This is a genomic window from Arthrobacter sp. 10T413_2 (assembly GCF_056394205.1).
This window is the reverse complement of the sequence record NZ_JBFTHK010000018.1, coordinates 23,681-42,800: the sequence shown is the minus strand read 5'-3', so window position 1 is coordinate 42,800 and position 19,120 is coordinate 23,681. Positions and strand designations below refer to the sequence as shown.

The window sequence follows — 19,120 nt, the reverse complement described above, 5'->3', positions numbered from 1 at the left end:
AAATGCTAGGGCTCGCCACGGTGCCGATTTTGGGCCCGGACATGGGATGACCAGGGCTGCGCGAATCAAAACCCGCGGAAATCCAAGGAATTTGCCGGTGAACAGTAGCACTTTTTGTGACTAAGGTCACGTAGACCGGTCTAGTTGCCCAAATTACACCCGTTTCGATTTGTAACTGGGCCCGGGCTCGCGTAAAGTAATTCGAGGTTCGGGGAGCGAGAAGTTCTCCAAGAGCCGAGAATGCGCCCATAGCTCAGCTGGATAGAGCGTCTGTCTACGGAACAGAAGGTCAGGGGTTCGAATCCCTTTGGGCGCACAGACGCAGAAGATCCGCTCCGGTTCGCCGGGGCGGATCTTCTGTTTTAAGCGTCGGCCCGCAGTCCGCTAACCGTCGATTGCTCCGTAACTGCCCTTCTGGCGGGTCAAAAGGGCAGCTACGGAGCAATCGACGCGGGTTGACGGCGCATCAGGCGATCAGGCGGTCAGGCCGTTGTCTGGGCGATGATGCTGCGGATTCCATCGAAATGGCTGTTGAGCCGCTCGGCAGCGAGGACTTTATCCGCCGAGGCAACTGCCTCGTAGATCTCCCTGTGCAGGGCGGCGGTTTCGTGAAGGTCCACCGCATACAGGCTGCCGACCTCGAGGTGGATCCGGCGGTAGACCTTCCAGAAAACCTCCATGAGACTGATCAGGAGCTCGTTGTTCAGCGGCTCGAACAGCCTGCGGTGGAACTCCGCGTCGGCTTCGATGAAGGGCTCTCCGGCAGCGGCCGAGGCTTCCATGCGCTCCACCGATTCCTCCACTATGGCCAGCTGTTCGGGCGTGATCTTGTCCATCGCGGCACCGACCAGGCCGGATTCGAGCGCCTGCCGGACATCGACGAGCTGCATCGCTTCTTCGCCATGGTGGCGCAGCGACAACCGTGCACGGAAAGTGAGGCCGTCCGTCAGTGCCTCGAAGTTGCTCGGGGCCACGAACATGCCGAAGCCATGCCGGATCTCAATGACTCCCACCGCCTGGAGCGCCTTCAGCGATTCCCGGAGCGTGTTGCGGCCGACTCCGAGAGCGGCGGTGAGCTCGCTCTCCGTGGGCAGCGGGTCCCCGGCAACAAGATCGCGTTCGAGGATCAGCTCCAGGATGTCCGCCTGAAGCGCCCGGAGCCGGGCCTGCGCACTGAACCTCGCCATCGGTATGGTCTTGCCTGCTGTGATATTTCCTGCGGCCATCGCCGCCTCCTCCCCCAAGTATGGTCCCAACAGTATCGATGGTCCCCGGTCCTGCAAAGGGGTTTGCACGGCACATTACGCCGGGCCCCGGCCGCGACGGTGCCCGGCGCGCCCGTCCCAAGCGCCCGCGCCAAGCACCCGCGCCAAGCACCCGCCCCGAGCGCGCCAGGGCCCCGGCGTAGGCTGGTGCCATGACGTTACGGCTCGAGCGGGAATTCGATGTCATTGTGATCGGCGCGGGCGCCGTCGGGGAAAATGTTGCGGACCGCGTGGTCCGCGGCGGCCTGACGGCGGTCCTGATCGAGGCCGAACTGGTGGGCGGCGAGTGTTCCTACTGGGCGTGCATGCCCTCGAAGGCGCTTCTGCGGCCGGGCACCGCGCTGCACGGCGCGCAGACCGTCCCCGGCGCCCTGGAGGCCGTCACCCGAACCCTGGATGTGGCCGCCGTCCTCAAGCGCCGGGACTACTTCACCTCGAACTGGCAGGACGACAGCCAGGTCAAATGGGTGGAAGACACCGGGATTGATCTGATCCGCGGCCACGGCTGGATCACCGCCCCGCGGCAGGTGGAGGTGGCCGGGTTGGACGGCAACAGCTATGCGCTCATGGCCCGGCACGCCGTGGTGGTCGCGACGGGATCCACCCCCAACCAGCCACCGGTCGAGGGGCTGCAGGACATCGAATACTGGACGACGAGGGAGGCGACGTCCGCCCGCGAAGTTCCCGAGCGGCTCGCCGTACTCGGCGGCGGGGTGGCCGGCGTCGAACTGGCCCAGGCCTACGCCCGCCTTGGCGCAGCCGTGACGCTCGTTGCCCGCGGCGCCCTCCTGGGCGCCTTCCCGGAGCCGGCCGCCGAACTGGTCGCTGCCGGACTGCGCGCCGACGGCGTCGACCTCCGCCTCCATACCGGTACACGCAGCGTCAGCGAGAACGACGACGGTTCCCTCACCCTCGTGCTCGACGGCGGGGCCGGGGGCGGCACCGGCGCCAGCGCAGGGGCAGCCGCGGGTGCGAGCCTCACGGCCGACAAACTGCTGGTCACCGCCGGCCGGCACCCCGCCCTCGAGGGGATCGGCCTGGACAGCGTCGGGATTTCCGCACCGGAAGGCGGCCCGCTGCGGCTCACCACCGATTCCACCGGCCTAGTCCACCGCGCCGTAGAAAACGAGGCCTCCGGCACCCCGTGGCTGTACGCGGCAGGCGACGCCGCCGGACGGGCCATGCTGACGCACCAGGGCAAGTACGGCGCCCGGGCCACCGGCGACGCCATTGCCGCCCGGGCCAAAGGCGAGCTCACCGGCGAGCCGGCACCGTGGACCGGCTTTGCCCAGACGGCCTATGACCACGCGGTGCCCAACGTGGTGTTCACCGACCCGGAACTGGCGAACGTGGGCCGGACCAAGGCGCAGGCCGAGAAGGACGGTTTCCGGGCCTCCACCGTGGAGCTTCCCATCCAGGTTTCCGGCTCCTCCCTGCACGCCGAAAACTACGAAGGGTGGGCGCAGCTGGTCATCGATGAGGACCGCAAGGTGCTGCTGGGCGCCACGTTCGCCGGCCCGGATGTTGCCGAACTCCTGCACGCGGCCACCATCGCGATCGTGGGGGAAGTGCCGCTGGACCGGCTGTGGCATGCCGTGCCCTCCTATCCGACGATTAGCGAGGTCTGGCTCCGCCTGCTGGAGGCCTACGGCCTCTGAACCTGCCGGCGCGTCTCGTTCATCACACCACCGGCTTCTTATTTGAACTGACCAGTCAGTTTAGTTAGCCTTGGAGCAGACACCGTTTCTGCGAAAGGCACGCTTTGCTCTGCGTACAACAACTCTCCGTGACCGGCCGGCGGGATGACCTGCTGCCGCCGACCTCGCTGGAGGCCGCGCGCGGTGAACTCCTGCTCGTCGAAGGCCCCCGCCAGGACCAGAGGACGGCCCTCGCCTTGGCCCTGACCGGACGCATGAGACCCTCGTCGGGGAACATCGGCTGGGACGGCAGCGGGCGGATCAAGGCGCTCCGGCAGGCCAGCAATGTGGTCGACTCCCCCGGCGTCAACGAGCCCGAGCAGCACCTGAGCGTCCGCGACCTCGTCACGGAGGACCTGTCCCTGATCCCGCGCCGCCACCGCGGCGCCCTGCGCAGCACCCCCTGGCTGAAGCTCAACAACTTCGAGGACATCGCCGGGCTCTGGACCGAGCAGCTGCCGGCCGGCCGGCGGGTCGAACTGCTCACAGCGCTCGCCCTCGCCGATCCGGACACGGGCCTGCTCGTGATGGACTCGCCCGACCGGCACAGCGGCGACGCCGCCGACTGGCTGCCGCGGCTGATGGAACTGGCGCACGACGCCGGGCGGCCGCTCGCCGTCGTCGCTACCGTCACCCGTATTCCGGAGGGCTGGACGGGGCCCGCCGCCGTGATCGGCAACGCGGTCCCCGGGCCCGACGAAACCCGCCCCGCTGAAACCCTTCTACCCGAAACCGAGGACGCAAAGTGACTGTGCTGCGGCTGGCCCGCTCCGAGCTCAAACGAATGACCGGCGGTCTGCTGCCCAAGCTGACCATCCTGGCCCTGGCCCTGGTCCCGCTGCTCTACGGCGCCGTGTACCTTTACGCGAACTGGGATCCGTACGGCAAGCTGAACCAGATCGATGCGGCTCTGGTGGTCGAGGACTCCGGCGCCGCGTCCGCCGACGGCACCCGGCTGGAGGCCGGCCGGAAGGTGGCCGATAGCCTTGTGGACGGCCACGTCTTCAACTGGAAGACGGTCGCCAGCACCGAGGAAGCCGACCAGGGCGTCAGCAACGGCACCTACGCGTTTGCCCTGAAGATCCCGAAGGACTTTTCCGCGAACCTGGCATCTCCGGGCAGCTTCGACGCCGCCAACCAGGCCATGCTCAATGTCACCACCAACGACGCCAACAACTACCTCCTGAGCACCATCGTGGACAAACTCACCACGGCCGTGCACACGACAGTGGCCAAGGAGGTGGGCGAGGAGACCGCCAACCAGCTCCTGACGGGGTTCGGCACCATCCATACGCAGATGCTCAAGGCCTCCGACGGCGCAGGCCAACTGGCCGACGGCGTCGCCCGGCTCCATGACGGCACGGTGACCCTGCACCAGGGCACCGGCGAGCTCAAGAGCGGCGCCACCGAGCTCTACAACGGCGAAGTCAAGCTCCGGGACGGCGCCACGTCGCTGAGCTCCGGGGCGTCCCAGCTCAGCGGCGGCCTCACCCAGCTCAAGGACAAGACGGCGGCCCTGCCCGCCAACGCGCAGCAGCTGGCTGACGGCGCCGCCCAAGTGGCTGCCGGCAACGCCGCGCTCAATACCGCGATGCAGGGCATCCCCGGCCAGCTCGCCGCCGCCAACCAGGCCGCGCAACAAGCTGCCGCGCAGGGCCAGCGGAGCCGGGTGGTGGCATCGACCGGCCATCTGGTCGCCGCCGGCGTCCTCACCCAGGAGCAGGCCGATGCGGTGGTGGCCGACGTCGACGCCACTCCCGCGCCGGCCGCGCCTTCGCCGGCTGCTGCCGCTTCCGCCGCGAAACTGCAGGCTGCCGCCACCCAGGTCCAGAAACTCGCCGACGGTTCCGCCGCCGTCAGCGCCGGCGCCTCGCAGCTGGCCGGTGCGGCGCCCGCCCTCAGCGACGCCGTCGACAAGGCCTCCGCCGGAGCGGACCAGCTCGCCAGCGGCTCCGCCACCCTCGCCGCCGGCCAGCAGAACGCCGTGGACGGTGCCGGCAAGCTCGTGCAGGGCGCCCAGAAACTCGACGACGGCGCGGCCCAGCTGGAGACCGGCGCGGCCACGGCCTCCGACGGCGCGGGAACCCTCGCCGGGGAACTCGCCCAGGGCGCAGGCAAGGTTCCCAACCCGGACGACGCCCAGAAGGACAGCCTCTCCAAGGTCATGGCCGACCCCGTCGCGGTCAGCAATGTCTCGCAGGCCAAGGCCGGATCCTACGGCGCCGGGCTGGCGCCGTTCTTCCTTACGCTGGCCCTGTGGATCGGCGTCTTCATGCTGGTCCAGGCCATGCGCCCGGTCACCCAGCGCGCACTGGCCTCCAACGCGCCCGCCTGGAAGATCGCTGCGGGCGGCTGGCTTCCGTTCCTCGCGGTGTCCGCCGTCCAGGCAAGCCTGCTGACCCTCGTGGTGGACGTGGGGCTCGGACTGGACCCCGCTCATCCGGTGCTGATGTGGTTCCTCATGCTGGCGGCCGCGATGGCGTTTAGCGCCATCATCCAGGGCGTCGTGGCGCTGCTGGGCTCGCCCGGCAAGCTCGTGGTGCTCATCCTGCTGGTGCTGCAGCTGGTGTCATCCGGCGGCACGTTCCCGTGGCAGACCACGCCCGAGCCCTTGCACGTCGTGCACCAGATCATGCCCATGGGCTACGTGGTCAGCGGCATGCGGCACCTGATTTACGGGGCCGACCTCGCGATCATCCTGCCCACCATGCTCGGCCTGGTTGGCTACACTTTGCTGGGACTGGCCATGTCAACCGCGGCCGTCCGCAAGAACAAGTACTGGACCCTCAAGACGCTGAAACCGGAGATCGCCGTATGACCATCAGCCAACGCGGCGGCAGCACGGCGGCCCCCGGAGAGCCCGAGAAGAAGCTCCGTCCCGGCCGCACCAACGCCACAAAGCAGAAGCTGTTCGAGGCGTCCATGGAACTGATCGGCGAACGGGGTGCGGCGGGCGTGACCGTCGACGAGATCGCCACGGCCGCCGGGGTGTCCAAGGGCACGGTGTATTACAACTTCGGGAGCAAGTCGGACCTCATTGCCCAGCTTCTGCGCCACGGCGTGGACATCCTCATGGCGCGACTCCTGAGCGTCCGGGACGACTCCGCCGATCCCCTCGCCGCCATGGAGGAGATGATCGGCCAGGCCATGGACTTCATGGCCGAGTACCCGTCCTTCGCGCGGCTCTGGGTCAGCGAAAACTGGCGGACCCCCAGCGAATGGCAGGACACCTTCGCCGAGCTCCGCGGACGCCTGCTCGCCGTGATCGGCTCTGCCATCGACGGAGTCGCCGCCGTCTATCCCGTGGATCCCGGAGTGTCCCGGGGAAGCCTCGAAGCGGCCATCTTCGGCGCCTGTTTCGTGGTGGGACTGGACCGCCACGCCTACAACCCGGAGCGGACCCGCGAGCAGAGTGTGGCCGCAATTATGGCCTCCATGCGCGGCTACGTCGTGAAGCAGCCGCCCGCTCAGGCATGATTATTCACATGCGTCACATGGGTATCAGCGGGAAGATCGCCATCGGAGCATTTCTCGCCGCCCTGGCCCTCCTGATCCTGACCGGGATCACCCTGAACGAGACCGTGTTCGTGTGGTTCCTCGGTACGTCCTCGGCGGCCTATGTGGCCTGCGTGACCGAGGTCGTGATCCGGCGCCGGCACAAGACCCTGGTGGCGAGCGGGGCCGGCAGCATCCTCTTCATCGCGTTCGGAATCGCCTTCCTGCGCCAGTGGGGCCTAGCCTTCAACCCGGACCCCAATGCCCTGTCCACGCGCGTCGATTCCGCACACCCGGATTTGTATTTCTATCTGGCCGGCGCGGCCGGAGCCGTCACCTTGCTGTTGTTGTTCGCCGGCACCGCCCTGCCCGGCAGGAGCCGCGGCCGGCGCGCCCCCGGCCAGGCTCCGCGGCGCCGTCCGGCGCCGGTTTCACGGGGCGCGGGGGCAAGGACCGCCAGCCAGCGGCCGTCGGCGTCGCGAACGACGGCGCGGGGAACCACCGCACGTCCGGCGGCTGCGCGGCCGGCCGCCAAGTCCGCGGCAAAGGCACCCGCGAGGGTCCCCTCCGTCAAATCACCGGCGGCCAAATCACCGGTCCGGTCCCCCGCAGCAAGAACACCCGCCAAGTCACCCAGTGCGAAAGCGCCCTCCCGGAACTCCGCCCGCCGCTAAGTACGCCGGCCGGCGCAGGATTCCGGCCCTGGAATTCCGGGCTCCGGAATTTGGGTTCCTGATTCCGGGCTCAGAGGTTTCGCGGCCTGTCGTCCGGCGGGTTGGTATCCGTGGTGTGGGTTTGGGCCGAGTCGGCTTGCGTCACGCCGTCCGGGTTACGCTCTTCACCGGAAACGCGCGCGCCGGGAACCGGCTCGCCGGCCCCTGGTCCACCGGTGACCGGTTCACCGGTGACCGGCTCGGACCGCAAACTCCGCCGGGTGGGGGTCTCCGCTGCCGCATCGTCGTGCTCGGATGTGACGACGTCGGGGTCCAGTTCGTCGGCCTTGCGCAGTTGCTCCTGCGCGCCCGAACGGACTTTTTCGGCTTCTTCCTGGCGGCTGCGGGCTTCCTGCCGCAGGCGTTCGGCCTCAAGCTCGGCCTGCTGCGCGTCCGCCTCGGCCCGCGTCGCCTTGGCCTCGCGTTCCCGCGCCGTGAGCTCGTCGGCTTTGGCCTGTTCACGCATTTCAGCAGCGCGGTTCCGGTCCGCGGCGACTTTGCGCCTGCGGCTGACCATGACGGCGACCGCGACAATCGCCAGCACCACAACGATGCCGATAATAATTCCTATGAGCTGCCCTGAATCCACGTTGATCCACCTTTTCTCTGAGGTTGCCTTACCTGCCCCAAGACCATTGGAAAAACCACATCAGCAAACAGGAACAGTAAACCGCAGAATGCAGCCGGTAGCCATGGACTCCGGAATCATCGCCCGGGCGGCCGGGCGGTTATTTGGCGCGCGGAACCTTGAAATGGGTGAGCCGCGCGTCCTGGCCGTCCAGTTCGGCCCACGACTTCTCCGTTTCCAGCACGGTCAGCCCGCTGGTCGGATATCGGGTGGCGGCGTCCATGTACGCATCGTGATCGGAATCCCGGGACGCCAGGTGCATGGCAAGATCCTGGACACCGGGCATGTGCGAAATCACCATGAGCGTGTTCACGGTATCCGGAACGTGGTTGATCACCGCCAGCATGCGCGAGGCGGGCGCGGCGTACAGGCCGTCCTCAAGCTTCGGCGTCGGCGCTTTGTCACCGAGCGCGTGGCACACCCAGGTGCAGGTCTGGCGGGTCCGGAGCGCGCTGGAGCAGAGGATGAAGTCGGGGACCACGTCGTGTTTGAGTAGCCACTTTCCGGCGACGGGAGCATCCCTGTGGCCGCGCTCTTCGAGCGGCCGTTCGTGATCGGCCACCCCGCCGGGCCAGTCGGACTTGGCGTGCCTCATGATCACCAGCCGTTTGATGTGATGCGCGCTCATGCCCCAATCCTAATGCGGCAGGCGCCGAGGGATCGTGCCGCGAAAGCGAAAGCGCCCGTCCCCGCAGTAGGAGGAACGGACGCTTTGCGTGAAGCCAAGGCTAGATCGAGTATTCCGGAGCGGCCCAGACGACGACCTCGGGGTGCTCGTAGAAGCGGTAGCCCTGGCCGCGGACGGTGCGGACCGTGTTGGCCAGGCGCCCGAGCTTGGAACGCAGGCGGCGGATGTGGACGTCGATGGTCCGCTCGTTGGGGACCTCTTCGGCGTTCCGCCATAGGCCTTCGAGGAGCTCGTCGCGGCCTACGGTGCGGGTGCCGTTCTCCACGAGGTAGTTCAGGAGCTCGAATTCCTTGAACGTCAGGTTCAGGGATTCGCCGTCGAGGTGCACCTCACGGCGGGCCAGATCGATCAGCACGCCGGACGGCCGCGGATCCTGCGGCTGCTGCAGGCGGGCGGTCTCGGTACGCTGGCGGGCAGCGGCGGTGGGGTCGCCGAACGTCGAACGGACGACGTCGAGGGCGGAACCCGGGGCGCTGGCCGGCGCGACGGCGACGGCGGCGTAGCTTTCGGCGCCGGCGACAAGGGACTGGGCGTAGGCCCGGATCTCCTGGGCAAGCTTGGCGATCGAGGTGCCGGCGGCGGCCGCGGTTTCCTCGTCGATCCCCATGTACAGCACGAAGCCGCGGGCGACGTTGTCGCTGGGAGCAGGACGGGCCGCGCTGCCGGCACCCGGAGCGATCACGGGAGTGGGCGCCGTGGCCGGGGCGGGCGGAACGGCGCGGAGCTGACCGTAGGAGTCAGGGTTGTAGCCCTGGGCTGCATATCCGGGGGCCGGGAAGGTGCCGGCCGAACCGGCGGGCGCGAATGCGGAGCGGCCACCAAAGCCCTGGCGGATCCCGGAGGTCTGGCCGGCCTTGCTGGCGTTACGGACGGAGATGTGGACGTATCCGGATGCAACTGACATGGAATGCTTACCTCAATGTGAATGGCCGTCATCGCGGCTCGAATGCTACTTTCCCCGCAATGAAAACTGGGGAGGGGCGCCCGACTCTGGGCTGGGGGGCGAATGCCTAGAAACTCTTGGGGTGTAAAAGTTAGGCGTGCATTCGACAACAGCGCATCTCGGTACCAGCGGGTGTGCTGACCCAGGAAGCTGCAGCTGCAGGTGCTGTTGAGTTCTTGTTCACAATTGAAGTGTGCAACGTAACAATGCGAACGTGCAAGTAACAATGGACCGCAGGTTCCACATAGTGAGACGAATTCCGGAAGTGTAGTGCAAATCACAATTTGGCGCACGTAATAAAATAACAAGCGTTTTTTTGACCCAGTGGTCGGCAAGCGCTTCACTCCGAATTATGTTCGACCAGAGTCGCTGAGCTGCGGAAATCGTTCACAGCAGGTCGAATCGGCAAAACCCGGCGTTCCCGCCGTCGCAGTCCACAGAGTGGGCGTGCTGCCGGGCCCGCCGGACCCGGCAACAGTGGGCGCCCCCGCGGGGTCAGTTGGACTGACCGGTGGAGGTCGCCGCCACCACCATGACGGACGTTGCGGTGTAGCCGGAGCCATCTTTGGCCGCTACGATCCGCACCGTCCCGCCGGCGACGATGTCCGTCACGCTCAGCTGGGTGCCCGTGCCGCCGCCTGCCTGCTGGCGCCGCTGTTGCAGATTGCTCACCACCACGTCACTACCCAGTGCATAGCTGCGCGCGAACCCGTCGCTGCTCTTGACCGTGACGGAGGACGCACTTACCTCGCTCACCGTCCCCATCTGCTCGGCCATGGTGACGTAGTCGCTTCCCTGCAGCACGACGTATTCGGCATGCACGGCTGAGTTAAGCCCGCCCATTCCACCGGCCGCGAAGTTGCCGGGACCACCCTGCGCGGACATTCCACCGCCCGCGGTTCCGCCCTGCGCGGATCCCGGCATGCCCGGGGCGAAACCCTGGGCGCCGGAGCCCTGGCCGCCGGCTAGGCCGCCCGCCGTGCCAGCGGCTGCCGCAGAACTTGAGGTCAGGGCGTAGACGCCCGCCCCGGCGCCGACCGCCAGGACTGCTGCCGCCCCGGCGACGGCGAGGCCCCGCTTGAGCGTCCAGGGCTGGGCCGCCGAGGCATTTTTGGATCCGGCTCCGGGGGCACCCCAGCCGGCTGCTGGAGGGGGCAGTTCCTGCCGGGGCATGCCCCAGGCCGGGGCCGAGGCCGGAACGGTCGCATCGGCGGAGGGCGCGCCCCAGCCGGGGGTAGCGCCGTCACCGCGCTGACCGGCCGGGTTCTGCGAGGCGTCGTACGGCGGGGTGTCATGCTGCGGGGTGTCATGCTGCCACGCTGCTTGGGGCCGGACTCCCTGGGGCGTCGTGACGGGCGCGGGCGCCGTGGGTTCAGGGACTGGGCCGGAACCGGCTCCGGGATGCTGACCGCTCATGGTGCTTCTCCTTCAAGATGCGGATCGATGTTCACCCCAGAGTGCTGAGCGATCCTGTGCCTGCGCTGTGCGGGCCGACAGCCGCGCCTGTGATCTTCCGGCGGACCTGCTACCCACAGTTCTTCCGAAGCAGCCCCGACGGCCCCCGGAAGGGCGTTCAGCTCGCTAGGCTGGGATTCACAGGTGCCGCACAGGGTCCCCAAAGCCCCGCCTAACCGGCAGATCGGAGAGTTGTCCCATGGCCACTTCGCACTCCATGACCAACAACCTTCCCCAGCTCACGCATCCGGACGGCTCCCCCATCCGCGCGCTGGTGGTGGACGATGAGCCCAGCCTCTCCGAGCTCATGAGCATGGGCCTGCGGATGGCCGGCTGGTCCGTGGCCGTGGCGGCCGACGGGCCCGGCGCCGTCCGGCTTGCCAAGGAGTTCCGCCCCGACGTGCTGGTGCTGGACGTGATGCTTCCCGGGTTCGACGGCGTCGAGCTGCTCAGCCGGATCCGCGCGTTCGCGCCGGAGGTTCCGGCATTGTTCCTCACGGCCAAGGATGCCGTCCAGGACCGCATCACCGGCCTGGCGGCCGGCGGCGATGACTACGTCACGAAGCCGTTCAGCATGGAAGAGGTCCTGCTGCGCCTGCACCGGCTGGTCCAGCGCTCCGGGGTGGCCGCCATGGACACCGCCGAACTCGTGGTGGGTGACCTTGTGCTCAATATCGATACCCGTGAAGTCACCCGGGCCGGCGAGGAGCTGCATCTGACCGCCACGCAGTTCGAGCTGCTGCGCTACCTCATGGAGAACCCCAAGCGGGTTATCAGCAAGGCCCAGATCCTGGACCGCGTCTGGGACTATGACTTCGGCGGCCAGGCGAACATCGTGGAACTGTACATCTCGTACCTCCGCAAGAAGGTCGACGCCAACCACGCGCCCATGATCCACACGGTGCGCGGCGCCGGCTACGTCCTGAAGCCGGCGGACTGATCCGTGCCCACCCTCTCCGGCGTCACCCGCGTCCCCGGGCGCGACTGGCGCAACCCGTCCACATGGCACTTGCGCACCCGGCTGGTCCTCGTTGCCATGGGGCTGCTCGTGGCCATCTGCGGCGCTGTGGGGCTGTTCAGCTACGCCTCCATGGACCTCTTCCTGACCCGGCAGCTCGATGGCCAGCTCGGGGACGCCTCGCACCGCTCCAGCGAGTTCGGCCGGCCCGTGTCCGGCAGCTTGGGCGGCCGCCCCGACCCCCTCGAGGCCCGGGGGCAGGGCGTCGGGACGCTCAACGCCCGGCTGGAGGACGGCGAGGTCGGCAGCGCCGGATTCCTGGCCGGGGACGCCACCCGCAAGAGCCTCTCCCCCGACGACAATGCCGTCCTCCTCGCCCTGGCCCCGAACGGTGTGCCGGTGGACCGGACGCTTTCGGCCGGGGCGTACCGGCTCATGGCCGTGCGTGCACCGTATGGCGACGTGATTGTCACCGGGCTCCCGCTGGCAGAGAAGCAGGACACCCTGGCCTCTCTGGTGTGGACGATGGTGGTGGTGTCCGCCGGCGGTCTCGTGCTGATCGGCCTCGCGGGCACGGCGGTGATCCGGCGGACCATGAAGCCGCTGGAGCAGCTCTCCGAGGTGGCCACCAAGGTCTCCCGCCTGCCGCTCGACGCCGGCGAGGTGGCGCTCGGGGTGCGCGTCCCGGCGTCGGCCGCCCACCCCGGCACCGAAGTGGGCAGCGTGGGCTACGCGCTGAACCAGATGCTGGACAACGTCTCCAACGCCCTCGAGGCGCGGCAGGAGAGCGAGATGAAGGTGCGGCAGTTCGTCGCGGATGCCTCGCACGAACTCCGCACTCCGCTCACGGCGATCCGCGGTTACACGGAGCTGATGCGGATGACCGAGCACTTCACGCCCGACGGCGAGAAATCCCTGGCCCGTGTCCAAAGCCAGTCCGAACGGATGACCACCCTGGTGGAGGACCTGCTGCTGCTGGCGCGCCTGGACGAGGGGCAGCCGCTCAAGGTCGCCGACGTCGACCTCACCCAGCTGGCCGTCGAGACCGTGAGCGATGAGAAGGTCATGGCCCCGGACCGGATCTGGCAGCTGGAACTGCCGGATGAGCCGGTGGTGGTGCGCGGCGATGCGGCCCAGCTTCACCAGGTCCTCGCCAATCTCCTGTCCAATGCGCGCAAGCACACGGAACCGGGGACCAAGGTGGTCACCGGCGTCATGCGTTCAGCGGACGGCAGCGCCGTGGTTACGGTGACGGACAACGGCAGCGGCATCGCCCCCGAATTCGTCGGCCGGGTCTTCGCCCGTTTCGCGCGGGCTGACGCATCGCGCACCAATCCTGCGGCCGGTTCCGCAGCCAGCTCCGCAGGCAGCCCTGCGGTAGCTACGGCGGGGGCCCGGTCCGGGTCCGCTGCCCGCGGCGCTTCCGACTCTTCTACCGGTCTTCTTTCCGGCTCTGTTTCCGGCAGATCCGGGGGTGCGGCAGGCAGCAACGTCAGCGGACATGCCACGGCGCCTGCACCGACGTCCGAGGGCACCAGCGGGCTGGGCTTGTCCATTGTCCATTCGATCGTGGAGGCCCACGGGGGGACCGTCGAGGTCACGTCCCGGCCGGGCCGGACGGAGTTCGCTGTTCGGCTCCCGGCCGTGCCGCCGTCGGCGTAACCGGCACCGGGGCTACAGGGTCGACTACGGGCACGCGCGCGGGAATCTCGCGCAACGCGACACGCCGCCTCTGTGACTCCCGTTACCCAAATGTGACTTAAGCTCAGTAGTCCTGTACCGTTTTTCGAGTGCGGCCTCCATTTGTGCCGCATATCCGGATGGACGCCAAACTCTGCCGCTTCCCGGATTCCGCTGGACCAGGCAGAGGCGGGGGACCCAGAGTTCCCGGGCATTCTGCACACATGCGCCCTTGGGGTGAAGCCGACACGTGATATTCCGTGCGGCCGGATGACCTCATCCGAACCCGACAGCTAACTCCGCAGGCGTTGAGAGGCCATCATGACTAAATTCCAGGTACAAACGCGCCCTGACGGCGTTTCACATTCCCGCGCCGGCAAGTCACGCCACCGTGCCGCACCGGCACCGCAGGCGTCCGCCCTGTCGCGGCTGGCCACCGGGCTCGGCATCACCGGACGCCGCGCCGCCGTCGTCACCGCCGCCTGCGCAGTACTGGTGGCTGGCGGCGCCGCCGCCAGCCAGGCCGCAGAGCCGGGCAGCTACGGGGCCACTGTTGCGAGCTCGCAAACGGCCACCATGGCCGATCCCCTGGCCAAGCTGAACTTTGAGCGGGTCCAGGTCGCCGCACCGGCTGCTGCAGCACCCAGCGGCGCAGTACCTCAGATCTCGGAGGTCAAGCCCGCCGAAGCACCGGCACCCGCCCCCGCTGCCCCGGCCGCACCGGCGCCCGCTCCCGCAGCAGCCCCCGCGCCCGCTCCCGCAGCAGCTCCCGTTCCCGCAGCGGCTCCCGCACCGGCACCGGCGCCGGTCGCCATCGACGACCCCGCCGGGGCACAGGCCTACGCCGCTGCCCAGCTGGGCAGCTATGGCTGGGCGCCCGGCCAGATGCAGTGCCTGCAGAAGCTATGGACCAAGGAATCGGACTGGAAGACGACTGCCACGAACGCCAGCAGCGGCGCCTACGGTGTGGTCCAGTCCCTGCCCGCCTCGAAGATGGCGAGCGCCGGCGCGGACTACATGACCAACTACCGGACCCAGATCAACTGGGGCCTGAACTACGTCAAGTCGCGCTACGGCTCCCCCTGTGGTGCACTGAACTTCCACCTGTCCCACAACTGGTACTAAGCCCCCACCACCAGCCCGCAGCGCCCAGGAGGCCCCGGATCCATCGTGATCCGGGGCCTTCGCGTATTTCAGGGGACAAGGTTTTCTCAAGGTCGGGGCGGGACGCTTGGGCACCGCTGCCTCCATTCACCACGTACGCGGGGTGCCCGCTCCAGGGCACGGAATCAAATTCCAGGAGCACAACATGAAAAAATGGGCAATTCCGGCGGTCCTCGCGGCCGCACTCTTCGTCGGCGCCGGACCGGCCGCGGCGGTGCCGTCGGGTCCTCCGCAACCCGCCGATCCAGCCACGTTCACGTTGGATAATTGTGGCTTTCCGGTCACGGCGCAGCTCACCGGCAAGTTCAAAAACATCGCGACGCCTGCCGGCACTGTCATCAGTACGTCGCCAGGACTGAAAATCACGCTGACGGCCAACGGCAAGACCCTCAACTACGTGATCACCGGGACCAGCCGCTACACATTCCTTAGCGACAGCGTTGAGGTAGTCTCCACCGGCAGGAATCTACTGCTGCTCCCCTCGCCGGACGGCCTGTACCTGACCACCGGGAACGTCAACTATGCCCTCAACCTGGACAACTCGGAGCTGAGGAGGTTCAGCGGACCGGGCACTGCAGCGAACGTTTGTCCTCTGCTGGCTCCCTGACGGACCAACCGGGGGCAGTGCACCACCACCGCGTGTGGGCACCGCCCCCGGTTGTCTGTACGGAGCTCCGGCAGCACGGGCAATGCAGACGACTCCGTGCGTCGCCGGCGGACTTCCACAGCCCCCGCACAGCTTGACCCTAAAGCCCTCATATGGGCCGCCGGGAAAGTTGAGCCATGACGTTCACAGACCAGGCCTCAGGAACCCTGCCACACTCCACGGCGACGCCGGCCGGTCCGGCAGCACCCGCCGCACCTTTCGGGCTCGCCGTGGCCGACGCGCCAGCCCCGGCCCGGTTCGGCGGGCCGCTCACCGCCCCCGGCGGCCGGCGCTCACCTATTGACACACGCACCGGCACGCCGCTGCTGGACGTCACCATCCCGGTCTTCAACGAGGAGCGGGACCTCGAAGCGTGCCTGCGCCGGCTCCACGCCTATCTTCTTGTCTCCTTCCCGCACTCCTTCCGGATCACGGTGGCGGACAACGCCAGCACCGACGGAACGCTCAAGACGGCGGAACGCGTAGCCCGCGAGCTCCGCGAGGTGAACGTGGTCCATATGGCCGAAAAAGGCCGAGGAAATGCGCTGCGCAAGGTATGGCTTGCCTCGCCGTCGCCGGTCCTGGCATACATGGATGTGGACCTTTCCACCGATCTGGCGGCCCTCGGCCCGCTCCTTGCCCCGCTCATTTCGGGGCACTCCGATCTCGCGATCGGGACCCGGCTGACCCGCAACTCGCGCGTGGTCCGCGGGCCTAAGCGGGAATTCATCTCGCGCAGCTACAACTTCCTGCTGCAGTCCTTCATGGGCGCCCACTTCAGCGACGCCCAGTGCGGCTTCAAGGCGATCCGGGCGGACGTAGCCCGGCAACTGCTCCCGCACACTTTGGACAACGCCTGGTTCTTCGACACCGAGCTGCTGGTCCTGGCCGAAAAGTGCGGCCTGCGCGTCCACGAGGTCCCGGTGGACTGGACGGACGACCCGGATTCCAGCGTGGACATCGTCCAGACCGCCATCGCGGACCTGCGCGGCATGGCACGACTGAGCCGGGACCTGGTCTCGGGCCGGATCCCGGTTCCCGAACTGCGCGCCGCCCTCGCCCGCGGACCGCTTCCTGCCTCCTCGCGGGCCCAGGAACAAAGCCCCGGCGGAAGCCTCTTTGGACAACTCGTCCGCTTCGGCAGCATCGGGGTGGCCTCCACCCTGGCATACCTGGTGATCTTCCTGCTCTGCCGCGGCATCATGGACCCGCAACTGGCAAATTTCCTCGCCTTGCTCACCACCGCCGTGGCCAATACCGCGGCCAACCGGCGCTTCACCTTCGGCATCCAGGGCAGCAGCCAGGCGGCACGCCACCACTTCGAGGGCCTGCTGGTCTTCGGGATCGGCCTGGCCCTGACCTCGGGCGCCCTCGCCCTGGTTCACAACGCGTCAGCAGGGGCACCGGACCGCTGGCTGGAACTGGTCACGGTCACCGCCGCCAACCTCGCCGCCACAGCCGTCAAGTTCCTGCTCTTCCGTCTGGTGGTGTTCCGTCACCGGCCCGTCACCGCAGTTCCCGGCAGCACCGGCACTCCTGCCGTGCCCGCCACCACCGCCGGCACTGCTCCGGCGCCCGCTGCCATCGATGCTTCCCTTCCCCGCACAGAAACGGCCCAGTAAATGACGTCAACCATCAGCCCCACCGCCGGAGCCCAGGCGGGCTCCGGCGCCGGCACGCCGGCACTCCAGGAATCCCCTGCCACGGCACTCGAGGCAGGCGGGACGGGGCGGCAGCCGCCCGCATCCCGCCCGCCCGCATCCCGGAACCGTCGGGAACTCCTGATGTTCGGACCGCAGCCCCACTGGGTGCGGCCCTCGGCAACTCTGCTCCTGGTCATCGCCGCCGTGTTGTACCTCTGGAACCTGGAAGCCACCGGCTACGCCAATTCCTTCTACGCCGCGGCAATCCAAGCCGGGACCAAGGACTGGACCGCGCTGCTCTTCGGCTCCCTCGACGCCGGGAACGCCATAACTGTTGACAAGCCGCCGGCCGCCTTGTGGATCCCGGCCCTCGCCGGGCGGATCTTCGGCTTCTCGGCACTGAGCATGCTCATTCCCCAGGCACTGATGGGAGTGGCCGCCGTCGGGCTTCTCTATCTGACCGTCAAGCGGGTGGCCGGGCCGGCCGCGGGCCTGATGGCCGGCGGCGCCTTGGCGCTGACCCCCGTGGCCGCCCTCATGTTCCGGTTCAACAACCCGGACGCCATGCTTACCCTGTGCCTGGTGCTGGCCGCCTACCTCACCACCCGCGCCATCGAGAAGGCCGGCTGGAAATGGCTCGCCGCGGCCGGCGCGGTGATCGGCCTGGCGTTCCTGTCCAAGATGCTGCAGGGCTTCCTGATTGTGCCGGGACTGGCCCTGGCCTACCTGTGGGCGGCGCCCGCCACCCTGGGCCGCCGGCTCTTGCACCTGCTGGCCGCAGCCGCGGGGATCGCCGTCGTGGCCGGAAGCTACATCGTCCTGTTCCAGCTGACCCCGGCCTCGGCCCGGCCGTACATGGCCGGCTCCAAGACCAACAGCTTCCTGGAACTGACGTTCGGCTATAACGGCCTGGGCCGGATCACCGGCTCCGGCGAAGGCATGCCCGGCGGCGGAGCCATGCCAGACCCCGGCGCCATGCCGGGCGGCGGAGCCATGCCGGGCGGCGGAGCCATGCCAGACTCCGGCACCATGCCTGACTTCGGTGCCATGCCCGGCGGAGGCCCCGGCGGCGGCGGAAACGCGGGCTTCGGCGGCACGGCCGGCATCACCCGGATGTTCGGAACCAGCTTCGGCGGGGAGGTGTCCTGGTTGCTCCCGGCGGCCCTGATCCTGCTGGTCGCCGGGCTCTGGTTCACCCGCCGTGAGGCGAGGACATCCGCCACCCGCGCCGCACTTGTACTCTGGGGCGGCTGGCTGATCGTCACCGCAGGCATCTTCAGCTTCATGGGCGGCATCGTTCACCCGTACTACGCCGTGGCGCTGGCCCCCGCGGTCGCAGCCCTGGCGGGCATCGGCTCCGTGGAACTATGGCGGGGCCGGGCCTACTGGCCCGCACGGATAGTCCTGGCCGTGACGGTACTGGCCACCTCGGTCTGGTCCGCCGTGCTCCTTGGCCGCGACCCGTCCTGGCTTCCCGGGCTCCGGGTGACCGTCGTGATCCTGGGCGTCCTGGCCGCCGCGGCGCTGCTCCTGCGGGTGGACAGCCTCGCGGGGCTTCCGGCCCGGTTCCGCAAGGCCGCCACGGCCGGCGTCGTGGTTCTCTCCCTGCTCGCCGGCGGACTCGGCAGCACCGCATGGACGCTGGCAACGGTAGCCCAGCCGCACTCCGGTTCGATTCCCACGTCCGGGCCCACCGCGTCCGCGATGGGCGGCGGCTTCGGGATGGCAGATAGGGCATTCGGCGACCGCGCGAACGCCGACACCAGCGGCGCGCCGCGGGAGCTCGGCGGACCCGGCGAGGAAACGGCCTCGGCCGAGCTGACGGCCCTGCTGAAGTCCTCCGGTGCCAAGTGGTCCGCGATTGTCTCCGGCGCCACCCAGGCCGCGAGCCTGGAACTCGCCACGGGCACCAGCGTGATCGCACTGGGCGGCTGGAACGGCGGAGACCCCTATCCGACGCTCGCGCAGTTCCAGGCGATGGTGGACCGCGGCGAGATCGGCTACTTCATTTCCGGCGGCATGGGCGGCATGGGCGGCATGGGCGAGGGCCGCGGCGGCAACTCCGAGGTCGCCGCGTGGGTCGAGGCTAACTTCCAGGCCCAGACCGTGGGCAACGCCACCGTCTACAAGCTGGGGGCATAGGGC

Annotated in this window: 16 protein-coding genes, 1 tRNA gene and 1 riboswitch; of the genes, 12 read left to right on the top strand and 5 right to left on the bottom strand. The window is 68.5% G+C overall.

Translation table 11 applies throughout. The features are described from left to right. Positions 1-242 precede the first annotated feature (242 nt). Positions 243-316: transfer RNA gene (locus AC1DBQ_RS05325), tRNA-Arg, on the top strand. A gap of 166 nt (positions 317-482) precedes the next feature. On the opposite strand, the gene AC1DBQ_RS05320 is transcribed toward AC1DBQ_RS05325, so the two are convergent. Beyond that, a complete protein-coding gene (locus AC1DBQ_RS05320) occupies positions 483-1,226 on the bottom strand; it encodes a FadR/GntR family transcriptional regulator (RefSeq protein WP_476927512.1) in 744 nt (247 codons plus the stop codon). Between the two features lie 191 nt (positions 1,227-1,417). Here AC1DBQ_RS05320 and AC1DBQ_RS05315 point away from each other — a divergent pair, with 191 nt between their 5' ends. The 5 genes from AC1DBQ_RS05315 to AC1DBQ_RS05295 all read left to right on the top strand — a co-directional run bounded on the left by AC1DBQ_RS05315 (position 1,418) and on the right by AC1DBQ_RS05295 (position 7,131). Continuing rightward, positions 1,418-2,923: a dihydrolipoyl dehydrogenase family protein gene (locus AC1DBQ_RS05315; protein ID WP_476927511.1), complete on the top strand. Its 1,506-nt coding sequence runs from the start codon at positions 1,418-1,420 to the stop codon at positions 2,921-2,923. Positions 2,924-3,027: 104 nt separating this feature from the next. Then, positions 3,028-3,711: an ABC transporter ATP-binding protein gene (locus tag AC1DBQ_RS05310; protein ID WP_476927510.1), complete on the top strand. Its 684-nt coding sequence runs from the start codon at positions 3,028-3,030 to the stop codon at positions 3,709-3,711. Beyond that, the gene (locus AC1DBQ_RS05305) at positions 3,708-5,780 is read left to right on the top strand and encodes a YhgE/Pip family protein (RefSeq protein WP_476927509.1); all 2,073 of its coding nucleotides are present in this window, start codon (positions 3,708-3,710) and stop codon (positions 5,778-5,780) included. Before AC1DBQ_RS05310 ends, AC1DBQ_RS05305 begins: the two co-directional genes overlap by 4 nt. After that, positions 5,777-6,439 carry a TetR/AcrR family transcriptional regulator gene (locus AC1DBQ_RS05300; protein WP_476927508.1) on the top strand — a complete coding sequence of 221 codons (663 nt, stop codon included), beginning with the start codon at positions 5,777-5,779 and terminating at the stop codon, positions 6,437-6,439. The genes AC1DBQ_RS05305 and AC1DBQ_RS05300 overlap by 4 nt, the downstream gene beginning before the upstream one ends. Positions 6,440-6,447: 8 nt before the next feature. Continuing rightward, complete coding sequence (locus tag AC1DBQ_RS05295) at positions 6,448-7,131, top strand: hypothetical protein (RefSeq protein ID WP_476927507.1); 684 nt, start codon at positions 6,448-6,450, stop codon at positions 7,129-7,131. Between the two features lie 70 nt (positions 7,132-7,201). Here AC1DBQ_RS05295 and AC1DBQ_RS05290 read toward each other — a convergent pair whose 3' ends face one another. From AC1DBQ_RS05290 to AC1DBQ_RS05275, 4 genes are all read right to left on the bottom strand, one after another. Beyond that, positions 7,202-7,759: a hypothetical protein gene (locus AC1DBQ_RS05290; protein ID WP_476927506.1), complete on the bottom strand. Its 558-nt coding sequence runs from the start codon at positions 7,757-7,759 to the stop codon at positions 7,202-7,204. Between the two features lie 139 nt (positions 7,760-7,898). Further along, a complete protein-coding gene (locus AC1DBQ_RS05285; RefSeq protein ID WP_476927505.1) occupies positions 7,899-8,426 on the bottom strand; it encodes a SixA phosphatase family protein in 528 nt (175 codons plus the stop codon). Between the two features lie 100 nt (positions 8,427-8,526). Beyond that, positions 8,527-9,390 (bottom strand): winged helix-turn-helix domain-containing protein, encoded by an 864-nt coding sequence (locus tag AC1DBQ_RS05280; RefSeq protein WP_476927504.1) that lies wholly within the window; start codon positions 9,388-9,390, stop codon positions 8,527-8,529. 534 nt (positions 9,391-9,924) lie between these two features. Continuing rightward, positions 9,925-10,845 carry a hypothetical protein gene (locus AC1DBQ_RS05275; protein WP_476927503.1) on the bottom strand — a complete coding sequence of 307 codons (921 nt, stop codon included), beginning with the start codon at positions 10,843-10,845 and terminating at the stop codon, positions 9,925-9,927. A 238-nt stretch (positions 10,846-11,083) separates the two neighbouring features. On the opposite strand from AC1DBQ_RS05275, the gene AC1DBQ_RS05270 reads away from it, so the two are divergent. The 6 genes from AC1DBQ_RS05270 to AC1DBQ_RS05245 all read left to right on the top strand — a co-directional run bounded on the left by AC1DBQ_RS05270 (position 11,084) and on the right by AC1DBQ_RS05245 (position 19,117). Further along, positions 11,084-11,824 carry a response regulator transcription factor gene (locus AC1DBQ_RS05270; RefSeq protein ID WP_476927502.1) on the top strand — a complete coding sequence of 247 codons (741 nt, stop codon included), beginning with the start codon at positions 11,084-11,086 and terminating at the stop codon, positions 11,822-11,824. Positions 11,825-11,827: 3 nt separating this feature from the next. After that, a complete protein-coding gene (locus AC1DBQ_RS05265; protein ID WP_476927501.1) occupies positions 11,828-13,504 on the top strand; it encodes a sensor histidine kinase in 1,677 nt (558 codons plus the stop codon). Between the two features lie 180 nt (positions 13,505-13,684). After that, positions 13,685-13,844, top strand: a riboswitch (cyclic di-AMP (ydaO/yuaA leader). Beyond that, positions 13,844-14,647, top strand: coding sequence for an aggregation-promoting factor C-terminal-like domain-containing protein (locus AC1DBQ_RS05260; protein ID WP_476927500.1), 804 nt, complete (start codon positions 13,844-13,846; stop codon positions 14,645-14,647). Its footprint overlaps the riboswitch before it by 1 nt. A gap of 184 nt (positions 14,648-14,831) precedes the next feature. Continuing rightward, on the top strand, positions 14,832-15,293 hold the full coding sequence (locus tag AC1DBQ_RS05255; protein ID WP_476927499.1) for a hypothetical protein: 462 nt from the start codon (positions 14,832-14,834) through the stop codon (positions 15,291-15,293). Positions 15,294-15,469: 176 nt separating this feature from the next. Next, positions 15,470-16,954 (top strand): bifunctional glycosyltransferase family 2/GtrA family protein, encoded by a 1,485-nt coding sequence (locus AC1DBQ_RS05250; RefSeq protein ID WP_476927498.1) that lies wholly within the window; start codon positions 15,470-15,472, stop codon positions 16,952-16,954. Then, positions 16,955-19,117, top strand: a complete 2,163-nt coding sequence (locus AC1DBQ_RS05245; RefSeq protein ID WP_476927497.1) for a glycosyltransferase family 39 protein — start codon at positions 16,955-16,957, stop codon at positions 19,115-19,117. Positions 19,118-19,120: the final 3 nt, after the last annotated feature.

Excerpts from the sequence above, each read along its gene's own strand:
- AC1DBQ_RS05320 (WP_476927512.1), bottom strand. The coding sequence starts at position 1,226 with ATGGCCGCAGGAAATATCACAGCAGGCAAGACCATACCGATGGCGAGG.
- AC1DBQ_RS05315 (WP_476927511.1), top strand. The coding sequence starts at position 1,418 with ATGACGTTACGGCTCGAGCGGGAATTCGATGTCATTGTGATCGGCGCG.
- AC1DBQ_RS05300 (WP_476927508.1), top strand. The coding sequence starts at position 5,777 with ATGACCATCAGCCAACGCGGCGGCAGCACGGCGGCCCCCGGAGAGCCC.
- AC1DBQ_RS05295 (WP_476927507.1), top strand. The coding sequence starts at position 6,448 with ATGCGTCACATGGGTATCAGCGGGAAGATCGCCATCGGAGCATTTCTC.
- AC1DBQ_RS05285 (WP_476927505.1), bottom strand. The coding sequence starts at position 8,426 with ATGAGCGCGCATCACATCAAACGGCTGGTGATCATGAGGCACGCCAAG.
- AC1DBQ_RS05280 (WP_476927504.1), bottom strand. The coding sequence starts at position 9,390 with ATGTCAGTTGCATCCGGATACGTCCACATCTCCGTCCGTAACGCCAGC.
- AC1DBQ_RS05275 (WP_476927503.1), bottom strand. The coding sequence starts at position 10,845 with ATGAGCGGTCAGCATCCCGGAGCCGGTTCCGGCCCAGTCCCTGAACCC.
- AC1DBQ_RS05270 (WP_476927502.1), top strand. The coding sequence starts at position 11,084 with ATGGCCACTTCGCACTCCATGACCAACAACCTTCCCCAGCTCACGCAT.
- AC1DBQ_RS05260 (WP_476927500.1), top strand. The coding sequence starts at position 13,844 with ATGACTAAATTCCAGGTACAAACGCGCCCTGACGGCGTTTCACATTCC.
- AC1DBQ_RS05255 (WP_476927499.1), top strand. The coding sequence starts at position 14,832 with ATGAAAAAATGGGCAATTCCGGCGGTCCTCGCGGCCGCACTCTTCGTC.
- AC1DBQ_RS05250 (WP_476927498.1), top strand. The coding sequence starts at position 15,470 with ATGACGTTCACAGACCAGGCCTCAGGAACCCTGCCACACTCCACGGCG.
- AC1DBQ_RS05245 (WP_476927497.1), top strand. The coding sequence starts at position 16,955 with ATGACGTCAACCATCAGCCCCACCGCCGGAGCCCAGGCGGGCTCCGGC.